22 protein-coding genes and 1 tRNA gene are annotated in these 22,443 nt (G+C 60.3%); 3 read left to right on the top strand and 20 right to left on the bottom strand.

Features of this window, described 5'->3' with window-relative positions; all coding sequences use genetic code 11:
* Positions 1 to 7: 7 nt before the first annotated feature.
* From QRN41_RS16205 to QRN41_RS16190, 4 genes are read right to left on the bottom strand one after another with little or no spacing between them, the layout of a single operon-like run.
* Positions 8 to 808: a carbohydrate ABC transporter permease gene (locus QRN41_RS16205; protein WP_034098580.1), complete on the bottom strand. Its 801-nt coding sequence runs from the start codon at positions 806 to 808 to the stop codon at positions 8 to 10.
* Between the two features lie 10 nt (positions 809 to 818).
* On the bottom strand, positions 819 to 1,685 hold the full coding sequence (locus QRN41_RS16200) for a carbohydrate ABC transporter permease (protein WP_034098582.1): 867 nt from the start codon (positions 1,683 to 1,685) through the stop codon (positions 819 to 821).
* A complete protein-coding gene (locus tag QRN41_RS16195; protein ID WP_285421828.1) occupies positions 1,682 to 2,779 on the bottom strand; it encodes an ABC transporter ATP-binding protein in 1,098 nt (365 codons plus the stop codon). The genes QRN41_RS16200 and QRN41_RS16195 overlap by 4 nt, the downstream gene beginning before the upstream one ends.
* The gene (locus tag QRN41_RS16190; protein ID WP_123480049.1) at positions 2,779 to 3,873 is read right to left on the bottom strand and encodes an ABC transporter ATP-binding protein; all 1,095 of its coding nucleotides are present in this window, start codon (positions 3,871 to 3,873) and stop codon (positions 2,779 to 2,781) included. Before QRN41_RS16190 ends, QRN41_RS16195 begins: the two co-directional genes overlap by 1 nt.
* 268 nt (positions 3,874 to 4,141) lie before the next feature.
* On the opposite strand from QRN41_RS16190, the gene QRN41_RS16185 reads away from it, so the two are divergent.
* Complete coding sequence (locus QRN41_RS16185; RefSeq protein WP_034138518.1) at positions 4,142 to 5,971, top strand: sigma-54-dependent Fis family transcriptional regulator; 1,830 nt, start codon at positions 4,142 to 4,144, stop codon at positions 5,969 to 5,971.
* On the opposite strand, the gene QRN41_RS16180 is transcribed toward QRN41_RS16185, so the two are convergent.
* From QRN41_RS16180 to QRN41_RS16170, 3 genes are all read right to left on the bottom strand, one after another.
* Positions 5,968 to 6,900 carry a FecR family protein gene (locus tag QRN41_RS16180; protein WP_285421827.1) on the bottom strand — a complete coding sequence of 311 codons (933 nt, stop codon included), beginning with the start codon at positions 6,898 to 6,900 and terminating at the stop codon, positions 5,968 to 5,970. The genes QRN41_RS16185 and QRN41_RS16180 overlap by 4 nt on opposite strands.
* Positions 6,897 to 7,439, bottom strand: a complete 543-nt coding sequence (locus tag QRN41_RS16175) for a sigma-70 family RNA polymerase sigma factor (protein WP_034114140.1) — start codon at positions 7,437 to 7,439, stop codon at positions 6,897 to 6,899. The genes QRN41_RS16180 and QRN41_RS16175 overlap by 4 nt, the downstream gene beginning before the upstream one ends.
* Before the next feature lie 86 nt (positions 7,440 to 7,525).
* Positions 7,526 to 9,643 (bottom strand): TonB-dependent receptor family protein, encoded by a 2,118-nt coding sequence (locus QRN41_RS16170; protein WP_285421826.1) that lies wholly within the window; start codon positions 9,641 to 9,643, stop codon positions 7,526 to 7,528.
* A 230-nt stretch (positions 9,644 to 9,873) separates the two neighbouring features.
* Between QRN41_RS16170 and QRN41_RS16165 the strand changes: the two genes are divergently transcribed.
* Positions 9,874 to 10,155: a hypothetical protein gene (locus QRN41_RS16165; protein ID WP_034098596.1), complete on the top strand. Its 282-nt coding sequence runs from the start codon at positions 9,874 to 9,876 to the stop codon at positions 10,153 to 10,155.
* A 42-nt stretch (positions 10,156 to 10,197) separates the two neighbouring features.
* On the opposite strand, the gene QRN41_RS16160 is transcribed toward QRN41_RS16165, so the two are convergent.
* From QRN41_RS16160 to QRN41_RS16140, 5 genes are all read right to left on the bottom strand, one after another.
* The gene (locus QRN41_RS16160) at positions 10,198 to 11,511 is read right to left on the bottom strand and encodes a methyl-accepting chemotaxis protein (protein ID WP_123480054.1); all 1,314 of its coding nucleotides are present in this window, start codon (positions 11,509 to 11,511) and stop codon (positions 10,198 to 10,200) included.
* A gap of 134 nt (positions 11,512 to 11,645) precedes the next feature.
* A complete protein-coding gene (locus QRN41_RS16155) occupies positions 11,646 to 11,915 on the bottom strand; it encodes a hypothetical protein (RefSeq protein WP_034114144.1) in 270 nt (89 codons plus the stop codon).
* A gap of 133 nt (positions 11,916 to 12,048) precedes the next feature.
* Positions 12,049 to 12,765 (bottom strand): hypothetical protein, encoded by a 717-nt coding sequence (locus QRN41_RS16150; protein WP_236218652.1) that lies wholly within the window; start codon positions 12,763 to 12,765, stop codon positions 12,049 to 12,051.
* Between the two features lie 786 nt (positions 12,766 to 13,551).
* On the bottom strand, positions 13,552 to 14,268 hold the full coding sequence (locus QRN41_RS16145; protein WP_285421825.1) for a class I SAM-dependent methyltransferase: 717 nt from the start codon (positions 14,266 to 14,268) through the stop codon (positions 13,552 to 13,554).
* Between the two features lie 302 nt (positions 14,269 to 14,570).
* Positions 14,571 to 14,661: transfer RNA gene (locus QRN41_RS16140), tRNA-Ser, on the bottom strand.
* Between the two features lie 152 nt (positions 14,662 to 14,813).
* Between QRN41_RS16140 and QRN41_RS16135 the strand changes: the two genes are divergently transcribed.
* Complete coding sequence (locus QRN41_RS16135) at positions 14,814 to 15,485, top strand: Bax inhibitor-1/YccA family protein (RefSeq protein ID WP_258694743.1); 672 nt, start codon at positions 14,814 to 14,816, stop codon at positions 15,483 to 15,485.
* A 62-nt stretch (positions 15,486 to 15,547) separates the two neighbouring features.
* Here the strand turns inward: QRN41_RS16135 and murB are convergent, their stop codons facing one another.
* The 8 genes from murB to QRN41_RS16095 form a co-directional block, all read right to left on the bottom strand.
* Positions 15,548 to 16,567 (bottom strand): UDP-N-acetylmuramate dehydrogenase, encoded by a 1,020-nt coding sequence (gene murB / locus QRN41_RS16130; protein WP_167417850.1) that lies wholly within the window; start codon positions 16,565 to 16,567, stop codon positions 15,548 to 15,550.
* Positions 16,564 to 17,028, bottom strand: a complete 465-nt coding sequence (locus tag QRN41_RS16125; protein WP_034138562.1) for a low molecular weight protein-tyrosine-phosphatase — start codon at positions 17,026 to 17,028, stop codon at positions 16,564 to 16,566. The genes murB and QRN41_RS16125 overlap by 4 nt, the downstream gene beginning before the upstream one ends.
* Complete coding sequence (kdsB, locus tag QRN41_RS16120) at positions 17,028 to 17,792, bottom strand: 3-deoxy-manno-octulosonate cytidylyltransferase (RefSeq protein ID WP_167417852.1); 765 nt, start codon at positions 17,790 to 17,792, stop codon at positions 17,028 to 17,030. Before kdsB ends, QRN41_RS16125 begins: the two co-directional genes overlap by 1 nt.
* A complete protein-coding gene (locus QRN41_RS16115) occupies positions 17,789 to 17,974 on the bottom strand; it encodes a Trm112 family protein (protein ID WP_011060103.1) in 186 nt (61 codons plus the stop codon). The genes kdsB and QRN41_RS16115 overlap by 4 nt, the downstream gene beginning before the upstream one ends.
* Positions 17,975 to 17,997: 23 nt before the next feature.
* A complete protein-coding gene (lpxK, locus tag QRN41_RS16110) occupies positions 17,998 to 19,008 on the bottom strand; it encodes a tetraacyldisaccharide 4'-kinase (RefSeq protein ID WP_285421824.1) in 1,011 nt (336 codons plus the stop codon).
* Positions 19,008 to 19,436, bottom strand: coding sequence for a flagellar polar localization protein PocB (gene pocB, locus QRN41_RS16105; protein ID WP_285421823.1), 429 nt, complete (start codon positions 19,434 to 19,436; stop codon positions 19,008 to 19,010). The genes lpxK and pocB overlap by 1 nt, the downstream gene beginning before the upstream one ends.
* A complete protein-coding gene (gene pocA, locus QRN41_RS16100) occupies positions 19,433 to 20,068 on the bottom strand; it encodes a flagellar polar localization protein PocA (protein WP_034098613.1) in 636 nt (211 codons plus the stop codon). The genes pocB and pocA overlap by 4 nt, the downstream gene beginning before the upstream one ends.
* A gap of 99 nt (positions 20,069 to 20,167) precedes the next feature.
* A complete protein-coding gene (locus tag QRN41_RS16095) occupies positions 20,168 to 22,393 on the bottom strand; it encodes a DNA internalization-related competence protein ComEC/Rec2 (protein ID WP_285421822.1) in 2,226 nt (741 codons plus the stop codon).
* Between the last annotated feature and the right edge of the window lie 50 nt (positions 22,394 to 22,443).

The raw sequence follows: 22,443 nt of genomic DNA, 5'->3' as shown, positions 1-22,443 counted from the left end.
GAATCCTCTAGACCCGGCCCAGGGCAAAGCCCTTGGCCACGTGGTTACGAACAAACCAGATCACCAGCATGCCCGGCAGGATGGTCAACACCCCCGCCGCGGCCAGCACGCCCCAGTCGATACCGGAGGCCGACACCGTGCGGGTCATCACCGCCGCGATGGGCTTGGCGTTGACCGACGTGAGCGTGCGCGCCAGCAGCAGCTCGACCCAGGAAAACATAAAGCAGAAAAATGCCGTCACCCCGATGCCGGAGCCGATCAACGGCACAAAAATCTTCACGAAGAACTTAGGAAACGAGTAACCGTCAATGTAGGCGGTTTCGTCGATTTCCTTGGGCACGCCGGACATAAAACCTTCCAGAATCCACACCGCCAACGGCACGTTGAACAGGCAATGGGCCAGCGCCACAGCGATGTGGGTGTCGAACAGGCCGATGGAAGAGTAGAGCTGGAAAAACGGCAGCAAAAACACCGCCGGCGGCGCCATGCGGTTGGTCAGCAGCCAGAAGAACAGGTGCTTGTCCCCCAGAAAGCGGTAGCGCGAAAACGCATAGGCCGCCGGCAGCGCCACGCTCAGGGAGATCACCGTGTTCAGGCTCACGTAGTACAACGAATTGAGGTAGCCGGTGTACCAGCTCGGATCGGTGAAGATCACCTTGTAGTTGGCCAGGGTGAAATCCTGCGGAAACAACGTCAGGCCGCCGAGGATCTCGGTGTTGCTCTTGAAGGACATGTTCAGCAGCCAGTAGATCGGCACCAGCAGGAACAGGATGTACAGCAACAATGGAATCAGCTTGCGTTTGCTCATGTTGGCGGCCTCAGCGGTTGGCGTCGGAGTGGGTCATGGCGGTGTAGAACAGCCAGGACACCAACAGGATGATCAGGAAATACACCAGGGAAAACGCCGCCGCCGGGCCCAGGTCGAATTGACCTACGGCCATCTGGGTCAATGTCTGACTCAGGAACGTGGTGGCGTTACCCGGTCCGCCGCCGGTCAGGACGAAGGGTTCGGTGTAAATCATGAAGCTGTCCATAAAGCGCAGCATCACCGCGATCAACAGCACGCTCTTCATTTTGGGCAACTGGATATGTCGGAAAACTGCCCAGGCCGACGCGCGATCAATACGCGCAGCCTGGTAGTACACGTCCGGAATCGCCCGCAGGCCGGAATAACACAGCAGGGCCACCAGTGAGGTCCAGTGCCATACGTCCATCACCAGCACCGTGACCCAGGCGTCCATGGTGTTGGCCGCGTAGTTGTAGTTGATCCCCAGGGCGTTGAGGGTCGAGCCCAGTAGGCCGATATCGGCGCGGCCGAAGATCTGCCAGATGGTGCCCACCACGTTCCACGGAATCAGTAGCGGGATCGCCAGGATGATCAGCACCAGCGACGACCAGCGACCTTTGGTCGGCATGGTCAGGGCAATGGCGATACCCAGCGGGATTTCGATCAACAGCACGCAGGCCGAATAGATGAACTGGCGCAGCAACGAGTCGTGCAGGCGCGGGTCGAGCAGCACCTGCTTGTACCAGTCTGCCCCGACAAAGTAGCGGCTGGACTGGTCGAAAATGTCCTGCACCGAGTAGTTGACCACGGTCATCATCGGGATCACCGCGCTGAACGCCACCAGCAGGAACACCGGCAGTACCAGCCACCAGGCTTTGTTGTTCTGCACCTTGTTCATGGCAACACCTCCAGCAGGTAGTCGTCGGCGTAGAGCATCAGCCATTGCGCGGGGAAACTGATGGAAGCCTTGAGTTCGGGCACCGGTTTGTCTTCGGCCAGGCGCACTTTGAGCGTCGCACCGTCGAGGTCGAGGGTCATGATCTTGTAGGTGCCGAGGTCTTCCAGATGCGTGACATCGGCTTGCAGGGCGTCAGCGTTGTGCTCGTCCCATACGTGGATAAATTCCGGGCGGATGCCGACCTGTAACCTCTGGTAGCTTGTCTCGGCAAGGCGCTGTTGCATTGCAGTGGATAGCGGCAGATGGGTGCCGGCAAAGCGCACCCCACCCGGCTCGGCCTGCACCTCGATCAGATTCATCCCAGGGCTGCCGATGAAATAGCCGACAAAGGTATGGCTGGGCCGTTCGAACAGTTCTCGCGGCGTGCCGAATTGCACAATCTGCCCGCCGTACATCACCGCGATTTTGTCGGCGAAGGTCGAGGCTTCCAACTGGTCGTGGGTGACGTAGACCATGGTGATATTGAACTGCTCATGGATCTGCTTGAGCTTGCGCCGCAGCTTCCACTTCAGGTGCGGATCGATCACCGTCAACGGCTCGTCGAACAGGATCGCCGACACGTCGTCACGCACCAGGCCGCGGCCCATGGAGACTTTTTGCTTTTCGTCGGCGGTGAGGTTGCGGGCTTTTTTGTTCAGCAGGTTTTGCAGGTCGAGGACTTCAGCGATTTCCTGCACTTTGCTGTGAATTTTCGCCTCGGCCATGCCCTGGTTGCGCAATGGAAAGGCCAGGTTGTCGAACACCGTCATGGTGTCGTAGACCACCGGGAACTGGAACACCTGGGCGATGTTGCGTTTTTCCGGCGTAAGGTCGTTGACCACTTGGGTATCGAACAGCACCTGGCCTTCGGACGGACTGAGCAACCCGGAGATGATATTAAGCAAGGTCGACTTGCCGCAGCCCGACGGGCCGAGCAAGGCGTAGGCACCGCCCTGCTCCCACACATGGTTCATTGCCCGGATCGCGTAGTCTTCAGGCCCGTTCGGCGTAGGACTGTAGCTGTGCGCCAGGTTCTGCAAATGGATCTCGGCCATCAGGCAACCCTCGCGACACGGCGCCCGGGGGCCTGGACCAAGCGGCCCTGACCATCGAACACAAACAGTTTATGGGTGGGGATATACACGCGGATCGGCGCATCGACGTCGTACTCATGCACCCCCGGCAGGTGCAGCACCAGTAGGAAATGTTCGCTGCGCACATGCAAAAAGGTTTCGGAGCCGCTGATCTCAGCCACTTCCACGGTCACCGCCAGCTCCAGGTCATCGTCGTTGCTCGGCACCAGGCTGATATGGCTGGGGCGTACCCCGAAACGGAACTCGCCCTCTCCGATCGGACGCAGGTCCACATTGAGGGGGAAATGCACGAAATTGGCGAAGCTCACTTCGTTGCCGCTGATCCGCCCGGGCATCAGGTTGATCGGTGGTTCGGAAAACAGCTCGGCGGCCAGTACCGTCTGGGGCTGGTGATAGACCTCGGCGGCCTTGCCACTCTGGATCACTCGGCCTTCGTGGAGGATGGTGGTGGTGCCGCCCAGGGCCAGGGCTTCGTTGGGCTCGGTGGTGGCATAGATGGCGATGGTGTGCCGCGCGGCGAACAGCTCGCGCATTTCCTGACGCAGCTCTTCGCGCAGTTTGTAGTCCAGGTTCACCAGCGGCTCGTCGAACAGGATCAGTTCGGCATCCTTCACCAAGGCCCGGGCCATGGCGGTACGTTGCTGCTGGCCACCGGACAGTTCGAGCGGGTGGCGTTGCAGGAATTTTTCGATGCGCAGCATCCTGGCGGTTTCCAGCACCTTGCTCTGGATCAGCTCATGGGCCATGCCGGCCTGGCGCAACGGCGAGGCGATGTTCTCGAACACGGTCATGGTCGGGTAGTTAATGAACTGCTGATAGACCATCGACACATTACGCAGGCGCACCGGCTTGTGGGTGACGTCCACGCCGTTCATCAGGACGCGGCCGCTGTCGGGCTTGTCCAGCCCAGCCATCAGACGCATCAGGCTGGTCTTGCCGGAGAGCGTCCGGCCAAGCAGAACGTTGAAGGAACCGGGTTCGAAACGCAGGTTGGCGTCGTCGATCCAAGTCTGGCCTTCGACAACGCGGGAGACATGTTCCAGGGTCAATGACATGACACGACCTTTTTATTATTGGAATGAATCTGGCCAGTCGTCAGAGCGAGTTTCGTGCCAAAAATGCAGGTACTTGATTCACAAGGAAATGGGGCTTAGGTGATGTTCAGGAGTGAACAATTTGGTTGAGCAAGTGAACAGTTTGGGGCTTGACAGTGAACAGTTCTGAACAACACTCTTTGAAGCCGATTGAATGCTCAACGCATTTTGTAGCGGTGGCGTCAGTAGATTGCGCAAGACCCCAAAACAATAAAAAGAAGGTCGCCCCATGGCCGAACCCTTGGCTCACGACACCATCATTCAGGACTCCTGGCGCCGTTGCCGCGCTTTTGGCCTGGACCACCAAAGCCCGCCCAGCTTTGACCAACTGCCTGCAGAGGGCATCAGCCAATTGCTGGAGAGCCAGCATTCCCTGGTGCAGACCACTCACCAGGAAGTCCTGCCCTACTACGAAAATATCCTCAGCAACTCCAACTGCCTGATCATGCTGGCTGACAACCAGGGCCAAGTGCTGACGTCGTGGGGCACCCAGCGTTTTATCGAACCCAAGCTGGCCCGTGGTTTCAGCGCCGGCGCCAGCTGGCTGGAGCGCGCCAGCGGCACCAATGCCATCGGCACCGCCTTGGCCTGTGCCCAGGCGGTGCACATCGCGCACGACGAACACTTTCTCAAGGCCAACCGCTTTATGACCGGTTCCGCGGCGCCGATCTTCGATGCCCAGCGCGAAATCATCGCGGTGTTGGACGTTTCCAGCGACAGCTACCTGCCACCCTCCCATACCCTCGGCATGGTCAAGATGATGAGCCAGACCGTGGAGAACCGGTTGATCCTCAACCTGTTTCGCGGCGAGCACTTCCAGCTGACCTTCAACACCGGTTTGAGCAATCTCGATAGCCAGTGGGCGGGGTTGCTGATTTTCGATGAAAGCGGCCAGGTGCTCTCGGCCAACCGTCGCGCCGACAACCTGCTGGGCATCAGTTTGTCGCGCGTGATGATCGACAGCCTGTTCAAAGTGTCGTTGCTGGAATTGCTCAACCAGCCCGAAGGCTTGCCGTTCTCATTGCAGGCGGCCGGGCGCAACCGTTTCCAGTGCCTGCTCAAGCGCCCCCTCCAGCAGCCGGTGCAGGCCCGCGTATTTACCGATCCCAAGGCTCGCGAACCGCGCCCTACGCCTGCCCCCACGGCCATCGGTCTCAAGACTCTGCACTTTGGCGACCCGCGCGTGGAAAAAGCCGTGCGCCAGGCCGAGCGCCTGCTGGAAAAAGACATTCCGCTGCTGATCCACGGTGAAACCGGGGTGGGCAAGGAAGTGTTCGTCAAAGCCTTGCACCAGGCCAGTTCCCGCAGCCGCCAGGCCTTTATCGCGGTGAACTGTGCGGCGATTCCCGCCGAATTGGTGGAATCGGAGTTGTTCGGCTACGAAAAAGGCGCGTTCACCGGTGCCAATCAGAAAGGCAGCATCGGCCTGATCCGCAAAGCGGACAAGGGCACACTGTTTCTCGATGAAATTGGTGACATGCCACTTCCGACCCAGGCGCGGCTATTGCGGGTTTTGCAAGAACGCTGCGTGCAACCGGTGGGCAGCAGCGACCTGTTCCCGGTGGATCTGCGCATAATCTCCGCCACCAATCGAGCCTTGCGCGAGTGGGTGCAGGCCGGGCGTTTCCGCGAGGATTTGTACTACCGCATCGGCGGCCTGACCCTGGAACTGCCCCCATTGCGCGAACGCCGTGACAAACAGGCGCTGTTCCAACAACTGTGGCAACAGCATCGCGAGCCGACGCAAAGGGCCGGCTTGAGCGCCGAGGTGCTGGCGCTGTTCGAGCAGCACCCTTGGCCGGGCAATCTGCGCCAGGTCAGCAGCGTGCTGCAGGTGGCGCTGGCGATGGCCGAAGAGCAGCCGATCCGCGTCGAGCATCTGCCGGACGACTTCTTCGTCGACCTGGACCGGGCAGCGCCGGCCCCGGCCAACGATGGGCTGGACGACAGCGACGACCTGACCCGGCGCCTCAAAGCCGCCGGCGGTAATATTTCCCACCTTGCCAGGGAACTGGGAGTGAGCCGCAATACCTTGTATAAACGCCTGCGCCAGCACTAGCGCGGCTTGACCACTACCAGCAGGTCGGTGAAGTACTCAACCTGAATCGGCAGGTTATCGGCCAATGCCGACAGCGCCGCCGAGGTGTCATCCAGCTTGAACACCCCGGACACGCGCATATCGCCCAAAGCAGCGGCATCGAACCGCAACAGGCCGTGGCGGTAGCTGGCCAGGGTTTGCAGCACCTCGCCCAAGGGTTGGTCGTTGACCTTGAGTAGGCCACGGGTCCAGGCGTCCGCGTCGGCATTACCGATAGGCTGGGGCGGCTGGGCGCGGCCGTGATCCACCACCGAGCGTTGCCCGGCCGTGACCTTGACGCTTTCGCTGGCCTGCCCTTTGACCGCCACGGTGGACTCGATCACCGTCACCACCGTCGAGCCGTCCGCCGCGCGCTTGACCAGGTAGCGCGTACCCAACGCCGTCGCCGTGCCTTGGTCGGTGCGCACCACGAAGGGCCGTTGCGCGTCCTTGGCCACATCGACCCACAGCTCCCCTTGCAACAGCTCGATCACTCGCTGATGGCCGTCGAATTTCACGTCCACCGCCGAGTTGCTGTTGAGCTGCAACTGGCTGCCGTCTGCCAGGGCGATTTGGCGCCGCTCGCCGACGCCGGTGCGCTGGTCGGCCATCCACACCGGCATATGTTCCAGGCTCAGCCATCCGCACAGCAACACACCGAGCAGGCCCACCACCTGGGCTCCGCGCGCGCGTGGCGTGGGAAAAGCGCGCTTCAGGGCAATGCGCGCCGGTTGCGCGGGAACGGTGTCGAAACTCCCCCACAGGCCGCGCATACGCTCGATGGCCACCCCGTGGCGCGGGTCGGCCTGGCACCAGGCCTCGAACGCCCGTCGCTCGGCGTCGCTGACATCTTCGTCGTGCAGACGCGTCAGCCAATTCGCCGCTTGCTGAATGATCTGTTCGGAACTCACGACAGCGGGTCCGCCGCGTGCAGGCTGTGGTAGCAGTGCACCAGGGCACTGGAAATGTAGTTTTTGACCGAGCTGGGGGACACGTTCAAGCGCAGGGCGATTTCGCTGTAGGTCAGCCCGTCGAGGCGGCTCAGCAGAAACGCTTCGCGGGCCTTGGCCGGCAAACCGGTGAGCATCTCGGCGATACGCTCCAAGGCTTGCAGTGCCACATGAATGGCCGCCGGATCGGGCATGCCGGCATCTTCACTCTGGATTGCCAGCGCTTGCAGGTAGGCTTTTTCAATGCGCCGCCGACGCGCGCCATCGATCAGCAGGCGCCCCGCCGTGGTCGCCAAAAAAGCTCGCGGCTCTTGGATGTGCTGCGGCTCGGACAGCATCAAGACGCGAATAAACGCATCATGGGCCAGGTCCGCAGCCTGTTGCGAGCACCCGAGTTTTTTGCGCAGCCAACCGTGCAACCAGCCATGGTGTTCGCGGTACATCGCCGTAAGGGTCTGCTGACGCACTGGATCGCCCAGCGCGGCCGGAATGTCATGCATGCGCAAAAACTTCTCAAATGGGAAATATTACCAATTGCGCGAACAATGCCAGTAAAACGCTATGGGAGCAAGGGTTGACACCCGGCTTAACGCCAGCTCCACGACACACCGGTGTAAATGCCACGACCGTCCGCCGGGGTTGAACGCGCGGCATCCAAGCCTTTGTCGTCGTAACCGGGCGTCACGGTGTTGGCGTAACGCCGGTTGGTCAGGTTGCGCAGATCGACCCAGGCTTGCCAGTCTTGTTTGGGGGCGTCGTAGCCGAGGGTGGCGCCCAGTGTGGTGTAGGACGCGGCGTAGTAGGAATTGGCGTAATCCACCGCCACTCGCGACGAATGCTCAGTGTTGAGGCTGGTGTAGAACCCCGTCGGGTGGCTGTAGCGCAGTTGCGCCTGGTAGTAATGCTTGGGGATGCCCGGCAAGCTGTTGTCGCCAAAGCGCTCGTCGTCGCGGTAATGGAAGTCACTGAAGGTGTAGGCCTGGCGCAGGGCGAGCTGACCGTTGCGGCCGCCCTCCCACAGCGGACTGAGCAGGCTCAGTTCTACGCCCTGATGCACGGTGGGGCTGGCATTGGATTCGGCGATCACGGCATTGGACGTGGCTGTTTGTGCCTGGGTCTCGACGCTGAGCAGTTCGTGGCGCACCTCGGAGCGATACAGCGCCAAGTCCCACTGACCAAACCACTGCTCGCCCCGCCCGCCGATTTCCAGGGTAGTGGCGGTCTGGTTTTTCAACTTCACGCCTTCACGCTGCAAGCCAGTGGCCGGGCCGCTGTCTTTAGGGAAATAGCGGTTGGAACCCCAGATCATCGACCAGGCGTGCGGCGGCTCCACCGAGCGGCTCAGGTTGCCGTACACCTGCAATTGCGCGGTGAAGTCATAGCGCAGGCCGATGCGCGGCGCGTAGTCCCAATCGTGCTGGCTGACCGGCGTGCCCGTGGCCGGGTAGGTCACTTCGGTTTCGCGGCGGGTGTAGATCGCCGCAAGGCCAGTGGTCAGCCACAGGTCCGGAACCAGCTCCAAGTCGTTGCCCACATGCAGCACGGTGTCGGAACCCAGGTAGCTGTAGTCGCGGGTTTTAGTGCCGGGAGCGTAGGACGCAGTATTACCCGCGGGAGTGCGTACATATTCCGACGTGCCATTGTTGGGCATTGCCTGAGTGGTGCGCAGCCCCACGGTGGTCTTGCTGTCGTGGCCGAACAGCGTGTCCTGGCGGATGTAATTGAGGGTGCCGCTGATATCGGTGTAGGCGACTTTCAGGCGATTGGTGCCTTCGCGCAGGTCCATGGGGTAATCGTGGTAGGCCAGGCCTACCTCGACCCGACTGTTGTCATCCAACTGCAAGGTGGTCTTGTTGGCCAACCAGGTGGAACCGGGTTGCAGGCGCTTGGAATCGCGGGCGGCATTGAGGCGATTGGCCGCGCGTGGATCATGGCTGATCTGGTCACGGGTGAGTTTGCCGGGAGTGTCGTTGGTGGTTTCGCGGTAGCGCAGGTAAAAACGCGTCTCCAGATTCGGGTTGAAGCGATAGCCGAAGTTGGCGGCAACCCCTTTGCCGGTGGCGGCGCTTTGGTGCTGATAGCCGTCGGACTCGGAATCGGTAAGGCTGATGTAGTAATCGGCATCCCCCAGCACCTGGCCCGAACTGATCTCACGCTGCCCGTAGCCACGGCTGCCCATCTCATAGCGCAGTTGCAGCTTGGGCGCGTCGTAGCCGGTGCGGGTCACGTAATTGACCGCCCCACCCAGCGCCAGCGCGCCTTGGTCAAAACCGTTGGCGCCACGCAACACCTCGACCCGGCTTTGCCATAGCGGGTCTTTGAGTTCGTAGGGCGTGCCGCCGGGACCAGTCAATGGCAGGCCGTCGAACATTTCGTACAAGCCGGAGGCGTGGGCGCCTGGGCCGCGATTGAGGCCCGAGCCGCGAATGGACAGTTTCACCCCTTCGTTATTAGCCGCCTTGGCGTACACCCCAGCCTGGTACTTGAACACGTCCTCGTTGGAACTGACCCGCCCCTGCTGCACGCTGTTCATGTCGATGTAGTTAGTGGCGCCAGGCACGCTGCGCAATTGCACCTGTGCCACTTCGCCAGCACTGGCCTCGCTGCTGGTGACTTCCACCGGCGCCAATTGCAGTTCTTCGGCATGCGCCAGAGAGGTCAGGGCCAAGGCAGCAAACAGAAACGGAGGTTGACGCAACAGCATGAGGGCAAATCCTTGAAATTCGGAGGCGTGCAAGGCTTGGCCCAGCACGCGGGCAGTGTTGGGAAGGCAACGGTGGGCGACAAGTCACGCCCGATTAGCACATCGAACTTTCCCACGACAGCATCAGAACCGAATGAAGGCAGAACAGCACGTCGCAACCCGACGAAACCTCCAGCACCTGCGTGAGGTCCACTGCTCAACTCACCGCGCGCATTCAAAAGGAAACCACTATGTCGCTGACACACGAAGGTACCGCCCATGTACTCCTGGCCTCACGCCACCTCGGCGCCGAGCCGGAGGAATGCCCGAACCCATCGGTCAATATTCGTCTGTCGGAAAATGGCACGCCGACCATCGTGCGCCTGGAGGCGGATGGTCCGCTGCAATGGCCGGGGCACGCCAACCATGTCACGGTGACATTGCCCCAGGGGCGGGAAATAAAGGGGGTGATCGTGGAGATCAATCGGCAAACAGATAACGCCCACTGGCTGACGTTCAGCCTGGATGACTGAACGCACTTAGCCCGTTAGTTGCCTGATCGAGCGCGTCAGGCGCTATTGCAGCTCGTTGGCAAAGCGCCCTACTGCACTGACCACTTGCTTGGCGCCGCCTTGGATTTCGGTGATGACCGCACCGGCCTGGTTGGCCAATGTCAGGCCTTGCTCGGCCTGTTCGCGGCTGCTGAACATTTCGGCGATGGCTTCATCGGCCAGCCTCTGGTTCTGTTGAACCACGCTGACAATCTCCTCCGTCGCGGCACTGGTACGACTGGCCAGCTGCCGGACCTCATCGGCGACCACTGCGAATCCTCTGCCCTGTTCACCCGCCCGCGCGGCCTCAATGGCCGCATTGAGCGCCAACAGGTTGGTTTGCGCGGCGATACCACCGATGGTCTGCACAATCGCACTGATCAACAACGATTGCTTGCCCAGCGCCTCAATGCTGCCGGTGGCCGACTGCATTTGCGTGGCGATGTTCTGCATGGTCTGCACGGTATTTTGCACCACCGCCGCGCCGCGCTCGGCGGTCACATCGGTTTGCTGTGACACTTCATAGGCCACCCCGGCAGCTTCCTTGACCTCTGACTCCCTCAAGACCTGGTCGGTTACCACACTGGCAAACTTGACCACTTTGCACAGGTTACCTTCGGCATCGTGCACAGGGTTGTAGGTCGCTTCGAGCCACACTTCATGGCCACGACTGTCCAAGCGTTTGAAACGGCTGGCCACGTATTCCCCGCGGTTGAGCGTCTGCCAGAAATGGCTGTACGCCGGCGACGCCGCTTCCTGCGCGGTGCAGAACATGCTGTGTTTCTTGCCCACGATCTGGTCGAGCGTATAACCCATGGCGTCGAGAAATTGTTTATTGGCGGTGACTACGGTGCCATCCAGCTTGAACTGGATGACCGCCGTCGAGCGCAACAACGCGTTGATAAACGCTTCGTTTTCCTTGCCGATTTCGATGGCGCGAGTGACTTCTGCGCCGTATGCCTGTACAGATGAAAGCTGGCCATCACGCCCTTTAATGGGGAGCCAGGTCAGGTGGAACCAGGCCAGGCTGCCATCGTTACGCAGGTAGCGATAATCATCGTTGACCGGCTCGCAGCGCGCGACCGCCGCATTGAAATTTCGAAAGCACGGCAGGTCCTTGACGTAAGCCGGGACAATTTCATTCAACAGGCGTCCCTCCACTTGCTCACGGGAATAGCCCAAGGCCCGCGCGAACGCCTCATTCACGACCGTGATGCGAAAGTCGGCATCCAAGCGTATCGAGATCATGCCTCGATCACATTGAGCGACGAGTTGACGGAGCAGGAAGAGTTCGTCGTCCTGGTCCAGAAGGTCCTTCTTCAAGCGTCGATTAAACATGTTGGCGTCCACTGAGGGTTGTCATCACTGCATCGGCTAAGTCGTCCAATGCTTAAACACCGGTCGACGAACTGTCATGATAGCTCTCGGTTGAAGACGCGCCAGGCCGTCTTGCGGCCTGTGGTATGAGCGTTTCAGGGGATGGGTATTTGCAGCGTCTGCATCAATTCATCGGCCTCGGAACCTGGAGTAAACCTGAAGCCCTCCATTTCCTCGGTCGCCAGTATTTCCCCAAGGGCTGCCAGCAATTGCGTTTCGTTAGGCGACTCACTCAGTAACTTATGCGCCGGCAACAGCACTTCAGCGCCGACATCCTGGACCGTTGCGGCATTGATCACAGCGAAGAGCATAAAGCGCAGGCGTATTTCGCGATCAGTAGGCCAGACCGTTTTCCGCTTACCCAAGGTAGGGCCTCGTTTTTTCAGAAAAGTCCGAGGCTATTGCCGAGGCAGAAGTGTTTCAAGCACCGCCATGCAAGATAGGCTGTTTCCTACGGAGGAAAGGGAAGCAACGCACCCGCCGGGACGAAAACGGCGATCACTGCACCGGTAGAAAATTCATCAGCAGCAGACTTTGCGCATAATTCAGGCCGATGCGCCGATAGCGCTCATCGAGCATTTGCGTGAGCAGGTCCAAGCGCGCCACTATTTTGCCGAACTCGACCGCAAAACTGAGGTTGCTGCCCTCCTCCGATATTTCGTTGGAAAACAGCAGTAGCACACCGTTCGCATCCTGGCGCTGGCTGAGCAGCCAGGTGGCTTTCTCGATATTGCGCGCCGCGTTGCTGACGAACTGCGGGTTGATCGAATCGGTCAAGTAGAACTCGGTACGCCCGCCATGGGCGGTCACGATCATACTGCCGATGGCATAGATAAACGCACCGACGCGGTCGCCCTTGAACTCTGGGCTCAACGAATAACTCAACGCCGCCAGGTCCCGACGTTCGCCCAAGGCCGCCAGCGGCCGACGTTGCTCAATGGCCTGGCGAATCTCCCGCTGCGCGCTCACCGCATCCGGGTAACCCGACTGCCGCCACTGGTTGGGGTTACGCAAATACAGCTTGCTCATCAGTAAATACAGGCTTTGCAGATTGTCACGCATACCCAGGGTGGCCATACGGTCGACGCTGGTCTGAAAGAATTCATCGGGCTTGCCATTGCTGAACTGCTTGGCGATATCACGGCCCTGCTGCTGGGTGCAACCGGAGGCCGCCAGCACGATAAAAGCCATCGCTGGTAGCGACAGCCGACGCATTCGATTAAAGATTGAAACCGTTGACCTGCGATCCATTGGCACCCGATTTGACGACTCTGCCCACGCAGGAAGTCGGCATGGGTCGGACACAGATAGATCGGAAAAATGACGAAAAGTGCAGCGCAGGTCTACAGTTGTCGTAACGGGAACGTGCTGCACCCGTGGACAATTCATTACACGACCTATACTGAATACGGGCAACGACTTGTTTAACCGGAACCTTACCGTGAGGGTCAGGGCAATGAGACATCCTATTCGTGCTCAAATGTTTGCACAGATGATTTGCCTGCTGTCGGTGGCTCAGCTTTTTTGTTGATCGCGCAGTAATGCCCGTGCGAACCGCCACTGCCATTTCATCGGCAGCGCCATTGAGCGGAAAAAGCGTCGCTGACGGATGAGTACGGCGACGCTAGCAATAGTTCGGCCAATCAACAGGCACCAGGCGCAATGCCGCTCTTGTTAAAGTCCTTCAAGGGTTCCGGTTTCTAGCCCTAAATATCGCGATCGCGATAAGCAGGCTCAGTGGGTGGAGGCGTGACGACGCCGAGGTGTCGGCGACACGCGACATCATGGCTGTGTCTCGTCGCGGTCGCTGTGGGAGAATGCTGCGGGTGGGCGCGAAATACCGACCAGCCACATCTTGGCAAAGACCCGGCAAAAACCCTCACAGCCGGTGGCATCTGCATTGAAATTGCAGGGCGACGAAGACGTCGTGCACTTGGATCGGCTGGGGATGGTTGACCGTTTTCAACAGAATCGACTAGAAGCAGCCATTCGCGGCTATGTTCAGACCACTTTGCACGTCAACCACGCCCCCCAGAAAAGGCTGCTGAAGAAACGGGTAGCGTCTCCAAATCCGGCGTCATACAAGAGTTTTTGAACCGCCGCCTCGGAATGTGGAGGATCAGCGCCTTGAAGGATTTTCCCAAGCTTGACCTTCACTTCATCCGCGCTGGCCCCATGCTGCCGCCACCGCTGCCCCCAGGCCGCAAGCAGTAACGGCTGGCTGGCGTAAGCGTATTGATTCCCCGCGACAATCAGCGGCGCACCCGGTTTTAGATGAGCCCGAATGGATCGTAAAATTTTTCGCTTGGTTTCATCTCCATTCAGATGATGGAGTACACCGATCAAAGTCGCTGCGTCGTATGACCCATCTGCTGCCAGGTCTTCAACTTGCCCAAGATACATGATCGTTCTTTCAAGCAAGTTGTTTGCGTTTAACTGCTGCTTTGCTGCCTCCAGCATCGGCTCGGAAGGGTCAACGGCCGTAAAGCGCCAACTCGGTTCAAGCTTAGCCATCGCAATAATCTCCTGCGCCGTACCGCCAGCGCCAACGACCAGGATTTTTGCCGAACTTGTATTACCCAGGCTTGCCGCCAGCATGCACGCAGCCAAGTCTTGGCAGGCGTCATATCCCGCTAACGCAATACGGCTCTGTCGACCGTACTCATTGGCTCGGGCGGTATCAAATTTTTCAACTGAGTCGAGAGGGGATGATTTCAATGCGGGTCTCCATGTCCTGACACCAAGCTAAGCCAGACACCGCAATAATAAAAATTCATTAGTTTTATGTGGCGCATTCCTGGAAGGAATACACAGTGCAAAAATGGCTGCACTTAAAGAGGCGACCAAACCCGCAGGGTTGATCGAGTGGCGCTACGCATTACACACCTCGCTCACAAATCTGGTGGGGACCGTAGGAAACCAGCTGAAATGATCTGGAAACGATCCATCCCTACGCTGAGAGTTTTGCCAAACCCCAGAAACACAAAAGCCCCGCAATTGCGGGGCTTTCGTTTGAATCTTGGCGGGAAACCAGGGATTCGAACCCTGGAGACGCTATTAACGTCCGCCGGTTTTCAAGACCGGTGCATTCAACCACTCTGCCAATTTCCCTTGTGTGACACAGGAGGATAATAGCCCATCCCGTCTCAGCGGGCGCCATAATACCCGAATGAAACACACTGTCAAACTCTCGCCATCGCTTGTTACAGAGCGTCTGTTATGATCTTTGCGACTGAACGTTTCAAAACCCAAGGAGTGTCGCCATGCGCGAACAGAATTACGCAGTGAATGGCAACGCGCAGGCTGAGCAGCTCGAAGTCAGCCGCGTGTTGCGCAACACCTATGGCCTGCTCGCCCTGACTCTCGCCTTCAGTGGCCTGATGGCGTTCGTGGCGCAGCAGATGCGTGTCGGCTACCCGAATATCTTCGTGGTGCTGATCGGTTTCTACGGCCTGTTCTTCCTCACCAACAAGCTTCGCGACTCGGCCTGGGGCCTGGTGTCGGCGTTTGCCTTGACCGGTTTCATGGGTTTTATCCTCGGCCCGATCCTTAACCGTTACCTTGGAATGGCTGGCGGCGCGGAAGTGGTCAGTTCGGCTTTTGCCATGACCGCGCTGGTGTTCGGTGGTCTGTCGGCTTATGTGCTGGTCACCCGTAAAGACATGAGCTTCCTGGGCGGCTTCATCACCGCAGGTTTCTTCGTGTTGCTGGCGGCCGTGGTTGCGGGCATGTTCTTCCAGATCAGTGGCCTGCAACTGGCGATCAGCGCCGGCTTCGTGCTGTTTTCCTCGGTGTGCATCCTGTTCCAGACCAGCGCCATCATCCACGGCGGTGAGCGCAACTACATCATGGCGACCGTGAGCCTGTATGTATCGATCTACAACCTGTTCATCAGCCTGTTGCAGATCTTCGGCATCATGAGCCGTGACGACTGATTCACTGCGGTATAAAAAATGCCCCGCATCGAAAGATGCGGGGCATTTTTATTTTCGCGGGATCAATACTGGTTGGGTTCCATTTCCAGCTCAACCTTGAAGCGCTCAGCAATATCGCGCTGGATGCGCTGGGCCAGATGGGCGATGTCGTGTCCTGAGGCGCCGCCATAATTGACCAGAACCAACGCTTGCAGCGCGTGCACGCCTGCGTCGCCCTCCCGGAAGCCCTTCCAGCCGGCCTTGTCGATCAGCCAGCCGGCGGCGAGTTTCATCTGCCCGTCGGCCTGGGGATAGGCCACCAGATCCGGATACAGCGCCTTGAGCTCTTCGGCCAACGCCTTGGACACCAGCGGATTTTTGAAGAAGCTGCCGGCGTTGCCCAGCACGGCCGGGTCCGGCAGTTTTTCCTGGCGGATACTGCAAATTGCCCGGCTCACATCACTCGGCGTGGCCTCGGTGATGCCCTGCCCGGCCAATCGTTGCTGTACCGGGCCGTAATCAAGCTTGAGGTGATTGGCACGACTGAGGGCAAAGCGCACACGCAGGATCAGCCAACGACCGGTCTCATGCTTAAACACACTGTCGCGATAGGCGAAGCCGCAGTCTTCCAGGCTAAAGTCGCGCAATTCCCCAGTGTGGCGATCCAGAGCGGTCAGGCCTGCAAACACGTCCTTGATCTCTACGCCATAGGCGCCGATGTTTTGCATGGGGGCCGCGCCGACGGTGCCTGGGATCAGGCTGAGGTTTTCCAACCCACATAAGCCCTGCGCGAGGGTCCACAGCACAAAGGGATGCCAAGCCTCCCCTGCCTCGGCTTCGACCACTACCTGCATGCCGTCATCCTGCAATATCCGGATGCCTTGGGTAGCCATGCGCAGCACCAGCGCTGGAATATCCTGGGTCAGCAGCAAGTTGCTACCGCCGCCAATCACTAACAGTGGCAGCGACCGCGTCGCAGCAAAGGCCAGCGCTTCGCGCACATCGTCATCGCTGTGGGCTTCGGCAAACAGCTGAGCACGCACATCGATGCCAAAGCTGTTGAATGGCTTGAGCGACGCTTGCGGGCGCACATGCAGAGTCATAACCGCCCCTTCAATTCAACCACCAATAAATCGCAGGCCCGCTCGATCAGGTCCAGGACCCGTTCGAAGCCTTGTTCGCCCTCATAATACGGGTCTGGCACTTCGTCCACTTCCCCTTCGTAACGGCGCAAAAACAGGTCAAGTTCCGCCTTGCCCTGAGTGGGTTGGAGCGCCTTGAGGTTGCGCAGGTTGCTATGGTCCATGGCCAGGATCAGGTCGTAACGAGCAAAATCGGCGCGCGAGACCTGCTGGGCGCGCTGGGCCGACAAGTCATAACCGCGCACCAGCGCCGCCCGCTGGCTGCGCTGGTCGGGCGGGTTGCCGACATGCCAGTCGCCGGTACCGGCCGATGCGACCTCAATTTGACCCGCCAGGCCCGCCTCACGCAATTTATGGCGCAGAACCCCCTCGGCAGTCGGCGAACGGCAGATATTGCCCAGGCAGACGAACAAAACTTCCATCAAGCCCCCAGCAAACGACGGACGCGCTCAAGGTCTTCCTGGGTATCGACACCGGCCGGCGGTGCTTCCAGGGCGTCGCCCACATGAATGCGCACGCCATGCCACAAAGCCCGCAGTTGCTCTAGGGATTCGGTGTTTTCCAACCAGCACGGGCCCCAGTTGACAAAGTCATGCAGGAACCCGGCGCGGTAGGCATAGATACCGATATGGCGGCGATAAGGCACACCTTCGGGCAACGCGTCGGGGCGCTTGGCAAACGCATCGCGCGCCCACGGCAAGGTGGAACGGCTGAAAGTCAGGGCAAGGCCATTGATATCGCTGACCACCTTGACCACGTTAGGGTTGAACAGGGTTTCGATATCTTCAATCGGCTCGGCCAGGGTCGCCATGCGCGCTTCACCATGGGCAGCCAGGTTGGCGGCGACCTGATCGATCACACTGGGCGGGATCAGCGGCTCGTCGCCTTGCACATTGACCACGATAGCGTCTGGCGCCAGACCCAGTTGCGTGGCCACTTCGGCAAGGCGATCCGTACCGGAATTGTGATCTTCACGCGTCAGCACTGCTTCAGCGCCAAAGCCTTTGCAAACGTCGATGATGCGCGGGTCGTCGGTGGCGACCACCACCCGCTCGGCGCTGCTTTTACAAGCCTGTTCCCATACCAGCTGGATCATCGGCTTGCTGCCGATCAACTGCAGCGGTTTGCCGGGCAGACGGGTCGATGCATAACGCGAGGGGATAACAACGGTAAAGGCGGTGGTCATTTATCCAGACGCTCTTCGGTGGTCAGGGTGCGGGCTTCGCTCTCCAGCATCACCGGGATGCCATCACGAATCGGATACGCCAGACCGGCGCCTTTGCTGATCAGCTCGGTTTTGTCGGCACTGAGCTTGAGCGGGCCTTTGCAGATCGGGCAAGCGAGGATATCGAGCAGTTTGGTGTCCATGAATATGTCCTGGTAGGCAGCGTTTAAGGCAAGTGACGGGTGGGCAACAGGCGTAAGAGTTGCGCATCGAACCAGGCGACGAACGCCGGCGACGGCAGCGCATCCACCGCAAGGTACCACCAGTCGGGCTGGGCAAAGGCGCGGCACTTCACCGCGTCTTTCTCGGTCATGACCAGCGGCAATGACGGGGTAAAATTCAAGACCTCGGCGCTATAAGGTGCATGGTCGGCAAAAGCATGGGGTATCGGCCGCCAGTGTAGCGTTTCAAGGGTATTGAAGAAACGTTGCGGGTTACCGATGCCGGCGACCGCATGCACCGCTTGGCCCTTGGCAAAATGATCCACCGGCCGGCGCTCACCGGTCTGTAGGTTAACCAGAGCGGTGGGTTGCAGACTGAAGGCAAACCCGTCGTCGCGGTCACGGGGGGCACCGTTGTACAGCAACGCATCGACACTCTGCAGTCGCTCCAACGGTTCGCGCAAAGGCCCGGCAGGCAGGCAACGGCGGTTGCCCAAGCCACGGGCGGCATCGATCAGCACCAGCTCCAGGTCACGGGCCAGACGGTAGTGCTGCAAGCCATCGTCGGAGAGGATCAGGTCCAACGGTTCGCTGGCCAGTAATGCCTCGACCGCACGACTGCGGTCCGGATCGATCATCAAGGGCACACCGCAGCGCTGCACGATCAGCAAGGGTTCGTCACCCGCCGTCTCGGCGCTATGGCCGGCCTCGACCCGCCACGGCAAGTGCGGCGGCTTGGCGCCATAGCCTCGGCTAACCACGCCCACGCGCAGGCCGCTACGTCGGCAGTGCTCGATCAGCCACAGGATCAATGGCGTCTTGCCGGTGCCCCCCACGGTGATATTGCCGACCACCACCACCGGCACCGGCGCTCGATAGATCTGGCCCTCTCCCGCCAGGAATCGCGCGCGCTTGCGCTCAACCACCCGGCGATACATCGCCTCCAGCGGCCGCAACAACAGCAGCGCCGGATGACCTTCGTACCAGCCTTTAAGCAATCGATCGGACATGGCCATCAGGGTTGGCTCGCCGCCTCGACGGTGCTCATGCGCAAATGGCTGAAGCCAAGTTTGCCGGCGGCGTCCATTGCGGTGATGACGGCCTGGTGCTGGGTCTTGCCATCGGCGCTGATGGATAGCGGCATCTTGGTATCGCCACCGGACTCCTTCTGCAAAGCGTCCATCAGACTGTTGAGATCGTTTTTCTCCAGCACCTGGTTATTCACCGAAAACACGCCCTCGGCGCTGATGGTGATATCCAGTTGCTTGACCTCCTGATCTTCGGCCGGCGAACCGCTCACCGCTTCCGGCAAGTCGACACGCAGCTCGGTCTGCCGGGTGAAGGTGGTGGTGACGACAAAAAACAGCAGCAGGATAAAGACCACGTCGATCAGTGACGCGAGGTTGATATCGACATTTTCCCGTTGCTTGCGGCGAAATTTCACGCTTTGTCCCCAACCAGATCCACGTCGCGATCCCCCTGCACCACCTCGACCAGCTTGATGGCTTCCTGCTCCATGCCGACCACCAGCTCATCGACGCGCCGTTGCAGGAACCGGTGGAAGAACACCGATGGAATCCCCACCATCAAGCCCGCCGCCGTGGTAATCAGCGCCTTGGAAATACCGCCGGCCAGCACGGCCGCGTTAGCGCTCATGCCGGTGCCCATGAACGAACTGAAAATATCGATCATGCCCAGCACCGTACCCAGCAAACCGAGCAGCGGCGCCATGGCGGCGATGGTGCCGAGGGCGTTGATGTAGCGCTCCAGTTCGTGGATCACCCGCGCGGCGGCCTCTTCGATGCACTCCTTCATGATCTCGCGACCGTGCTTGGAGTTGGCCAGGCCCGCGGCCAGAATCTCACCCAGCGGCGAATCGGCGCGCAGAGCCTTGAGCTTTTCCTTGTCCAGTTGTTTGTTCTTGATCCAGGACCAGACCTGCCCCAGCAGATGCTCAGGGGTGACACGACTAGCACGCAAGGTCCACAGGCGTTCGGCAACGATGCCGAGCGCGGCGATGGAACTCAAGATGATCGGCAACATCATCCAGCCGCCGGATTTGACCAATTCCCACACAGTGAATGTCCCCTCGAAAAAGTGCGCCACTTTACCATATAGGTTCCGCAGCGGGGTTCGTCGAGCGTGGCACCGCCGACGACCTTCGCGCTTACACCGTCAGGGTAACCGTTCGCGCCAGAAACGCCGTTGACCACGGGCAACGACCGGTTCGGCAAAGGCCCCTAATTGCACGCGTACGGCGCCTTGTTCGGCGCTGTCATAGACCCGACTGCCGAGTGCCCGATAGCGCTCCATGACCTGCGGATGGGGATGACCGAAGGCGTTGCCGCGCCCGCGTGAAATAAGCACAGACCGGGGCGCCAGCCGTTGCAGGAAAGGCCTGGAGGACGAACTTCGACTGCCATGATGCGGCGCTTGCAGCCAGTCGGTGGGCACCGCCAGCGACGAGTTGAGCAGCGCCCGTTCAGCGTCGCGATCGATATCGCCGGTCAGCAGCAGACGCTCACCGTTGACTTGCACCTGCAAGACACAGGATTTGGCGTTGCCACTGATAGCATCAGGCCACTGCCACATTTCAAACATGACCCCGTCCCATTGCCACTGCTCGCCACTGACACAAGGCTGGGTGCCCAAAAACGCCGGCAAGCCCTCGGTTTCGCCGCCTACCACGCGCCTGATCGGCATGCCTCGGGCCACTGCGGCCGCGCCCCCCGCGTGATCGGCATCGGCATGGCTGAGCAATAGCAGGTCCAAGCTGCCCACGCCGAGTTTTTTCAACGACGGCAGCACCACGCGCGCGCCGAGGTCGAGCGCTCCCGAGCGTGGGCCAGCATCGTAAACCAGGGTGTGATTGCGTGTGCGCAGAATCAGCGATTGCCCTTGACCGACATCCAACTGCAGCACCTCGACCTGCCCATAGGGCACCGATTCTCGAGGAGGGAACACGGCCAGCAGCAACATCGGCCAACCCAGCAGGCGCAACGGCACGCCTTTGGGCAATAACAGCAACACCGCGCCGAGCAGGCTGATCAGCCAGGCCGCCAAGGGCACCTGCGCCGGTACCCAAGCGGGCGCGTACCCGGCGAGCCAGCCCAAGCCGACGAATAACCCCTGCAACGCGCCACCCGCCAGCCACAACAAACCCTCCCCCACGAAGGGCACCGCCAACAGCGCGGTGCCCAGCAGCGCCAGTGGCAGCACCACCAGGCTGATCCACGGCACCGCCACCAGATTGGCCAGCGGCGCACTCATACTGATGGGCAACCCCAGCCCCAACAACACCGGAAACAGCCCGATGGCGATCACGCATTGCGGACGGGTCCACACCTGCCAAGGGCTCCACGGTCCTAAGCGGCCGCTGAACGCCAGGATCAGCACCGCCACTGCCGCAAATGATAGCCAGAAACCCGCCTGCAGACTGGCCAGGGGTTCCAGGATCAGCACCCCATTGAAGGCCAGCAGCAACGGCCACCACACGCCCAGATGGCGAAAGCGCAAACGCCAGAGCAGCACCAACCCCACCATCACGCACGCGCGCTGCACCGGCACACCGAACCCGGCCAGCAAGCCGTAACTGAGTGCAGCGGTAAAGGCCAGCCCGCACGCCCAGGGTAGCCATGGCCAACCTCGCGGCCAAACTCCGTAACGAGCCAACCCGGCAACCAGCCCGTAGATCAACCCCGCCAACAGGCCGATGTGCTGCCCGGAAATCACCAGCAGATGCACGGTGCCGGTGTCCTGCAGAATCTGCCAATCCGTAGCGGACAGACCGGAGCCATCCCCCAGCACCAAAGCGGCCAGGCCCGCCTCGCGGCCTTGGGCATCCACGGCCAGCAGCCGTTGACGCAGGCCATCGCGCCACGCACTGCGCGCCGGGGCCAGGCGCTCACCGTCCTTTACCGAGCCGGTTGCACCGATGCGCCGGGCCAACAGCCAGGCTTCGCGGTCAAAGCCGTGAAAATTCAGTAATCCGGACGGTCGTTTGAGGCTGATTGCCAGGCGCCAGCGTTCACCGCTGCGCACGGGCGGACCTCCGCGCCAGGACACGCGGATGCGCTGGGGTAATCGGGCTTTACGCGACCGCCCGTCGATCAGGTCGAAGCGCACGCCATCGTCGGTCTGTTGCGGTAACCCGGCCACCCAGCCCTCGACCCAACGCGTCTGCCCATCCAGCTTCAGCGACAGCCGATCATTCAAGGCCCACTGCGCGCTGAAACACGCCCAACTCAACCCCATCAGAAAAAACGCCAGCGGGTACGTGCGAAATGGCAACGCCATCAACGCCAGCACCAGCATGGCGATCAGCCAGCCCGTGGCGGGCAGTGCCGGTAGAAAAACCAGAGCAAGCAACCCTGATGCAAGCGCGAACATCCCTGTCTTCATGGATCATCCTTTTGAGAGATCCATTCAGTCTTAGCCGTGCATTCGGCGCG

Source organism: Pseudomonas sp. efr-133-TYG-23 (assembly GCF_030209215.1).
GTDB lineage: Bacteria > Pseudomonadota > Gammaproteobacteria > Pseudomonadales > Pseudomonadaceae > Aquipseudomonas > Aquipseudomonas rhodesiae.
Note: the sequence above shows the minus strand (reverse complement) of the source record. Positions and strands in the feature narration are given on the sequence as shown.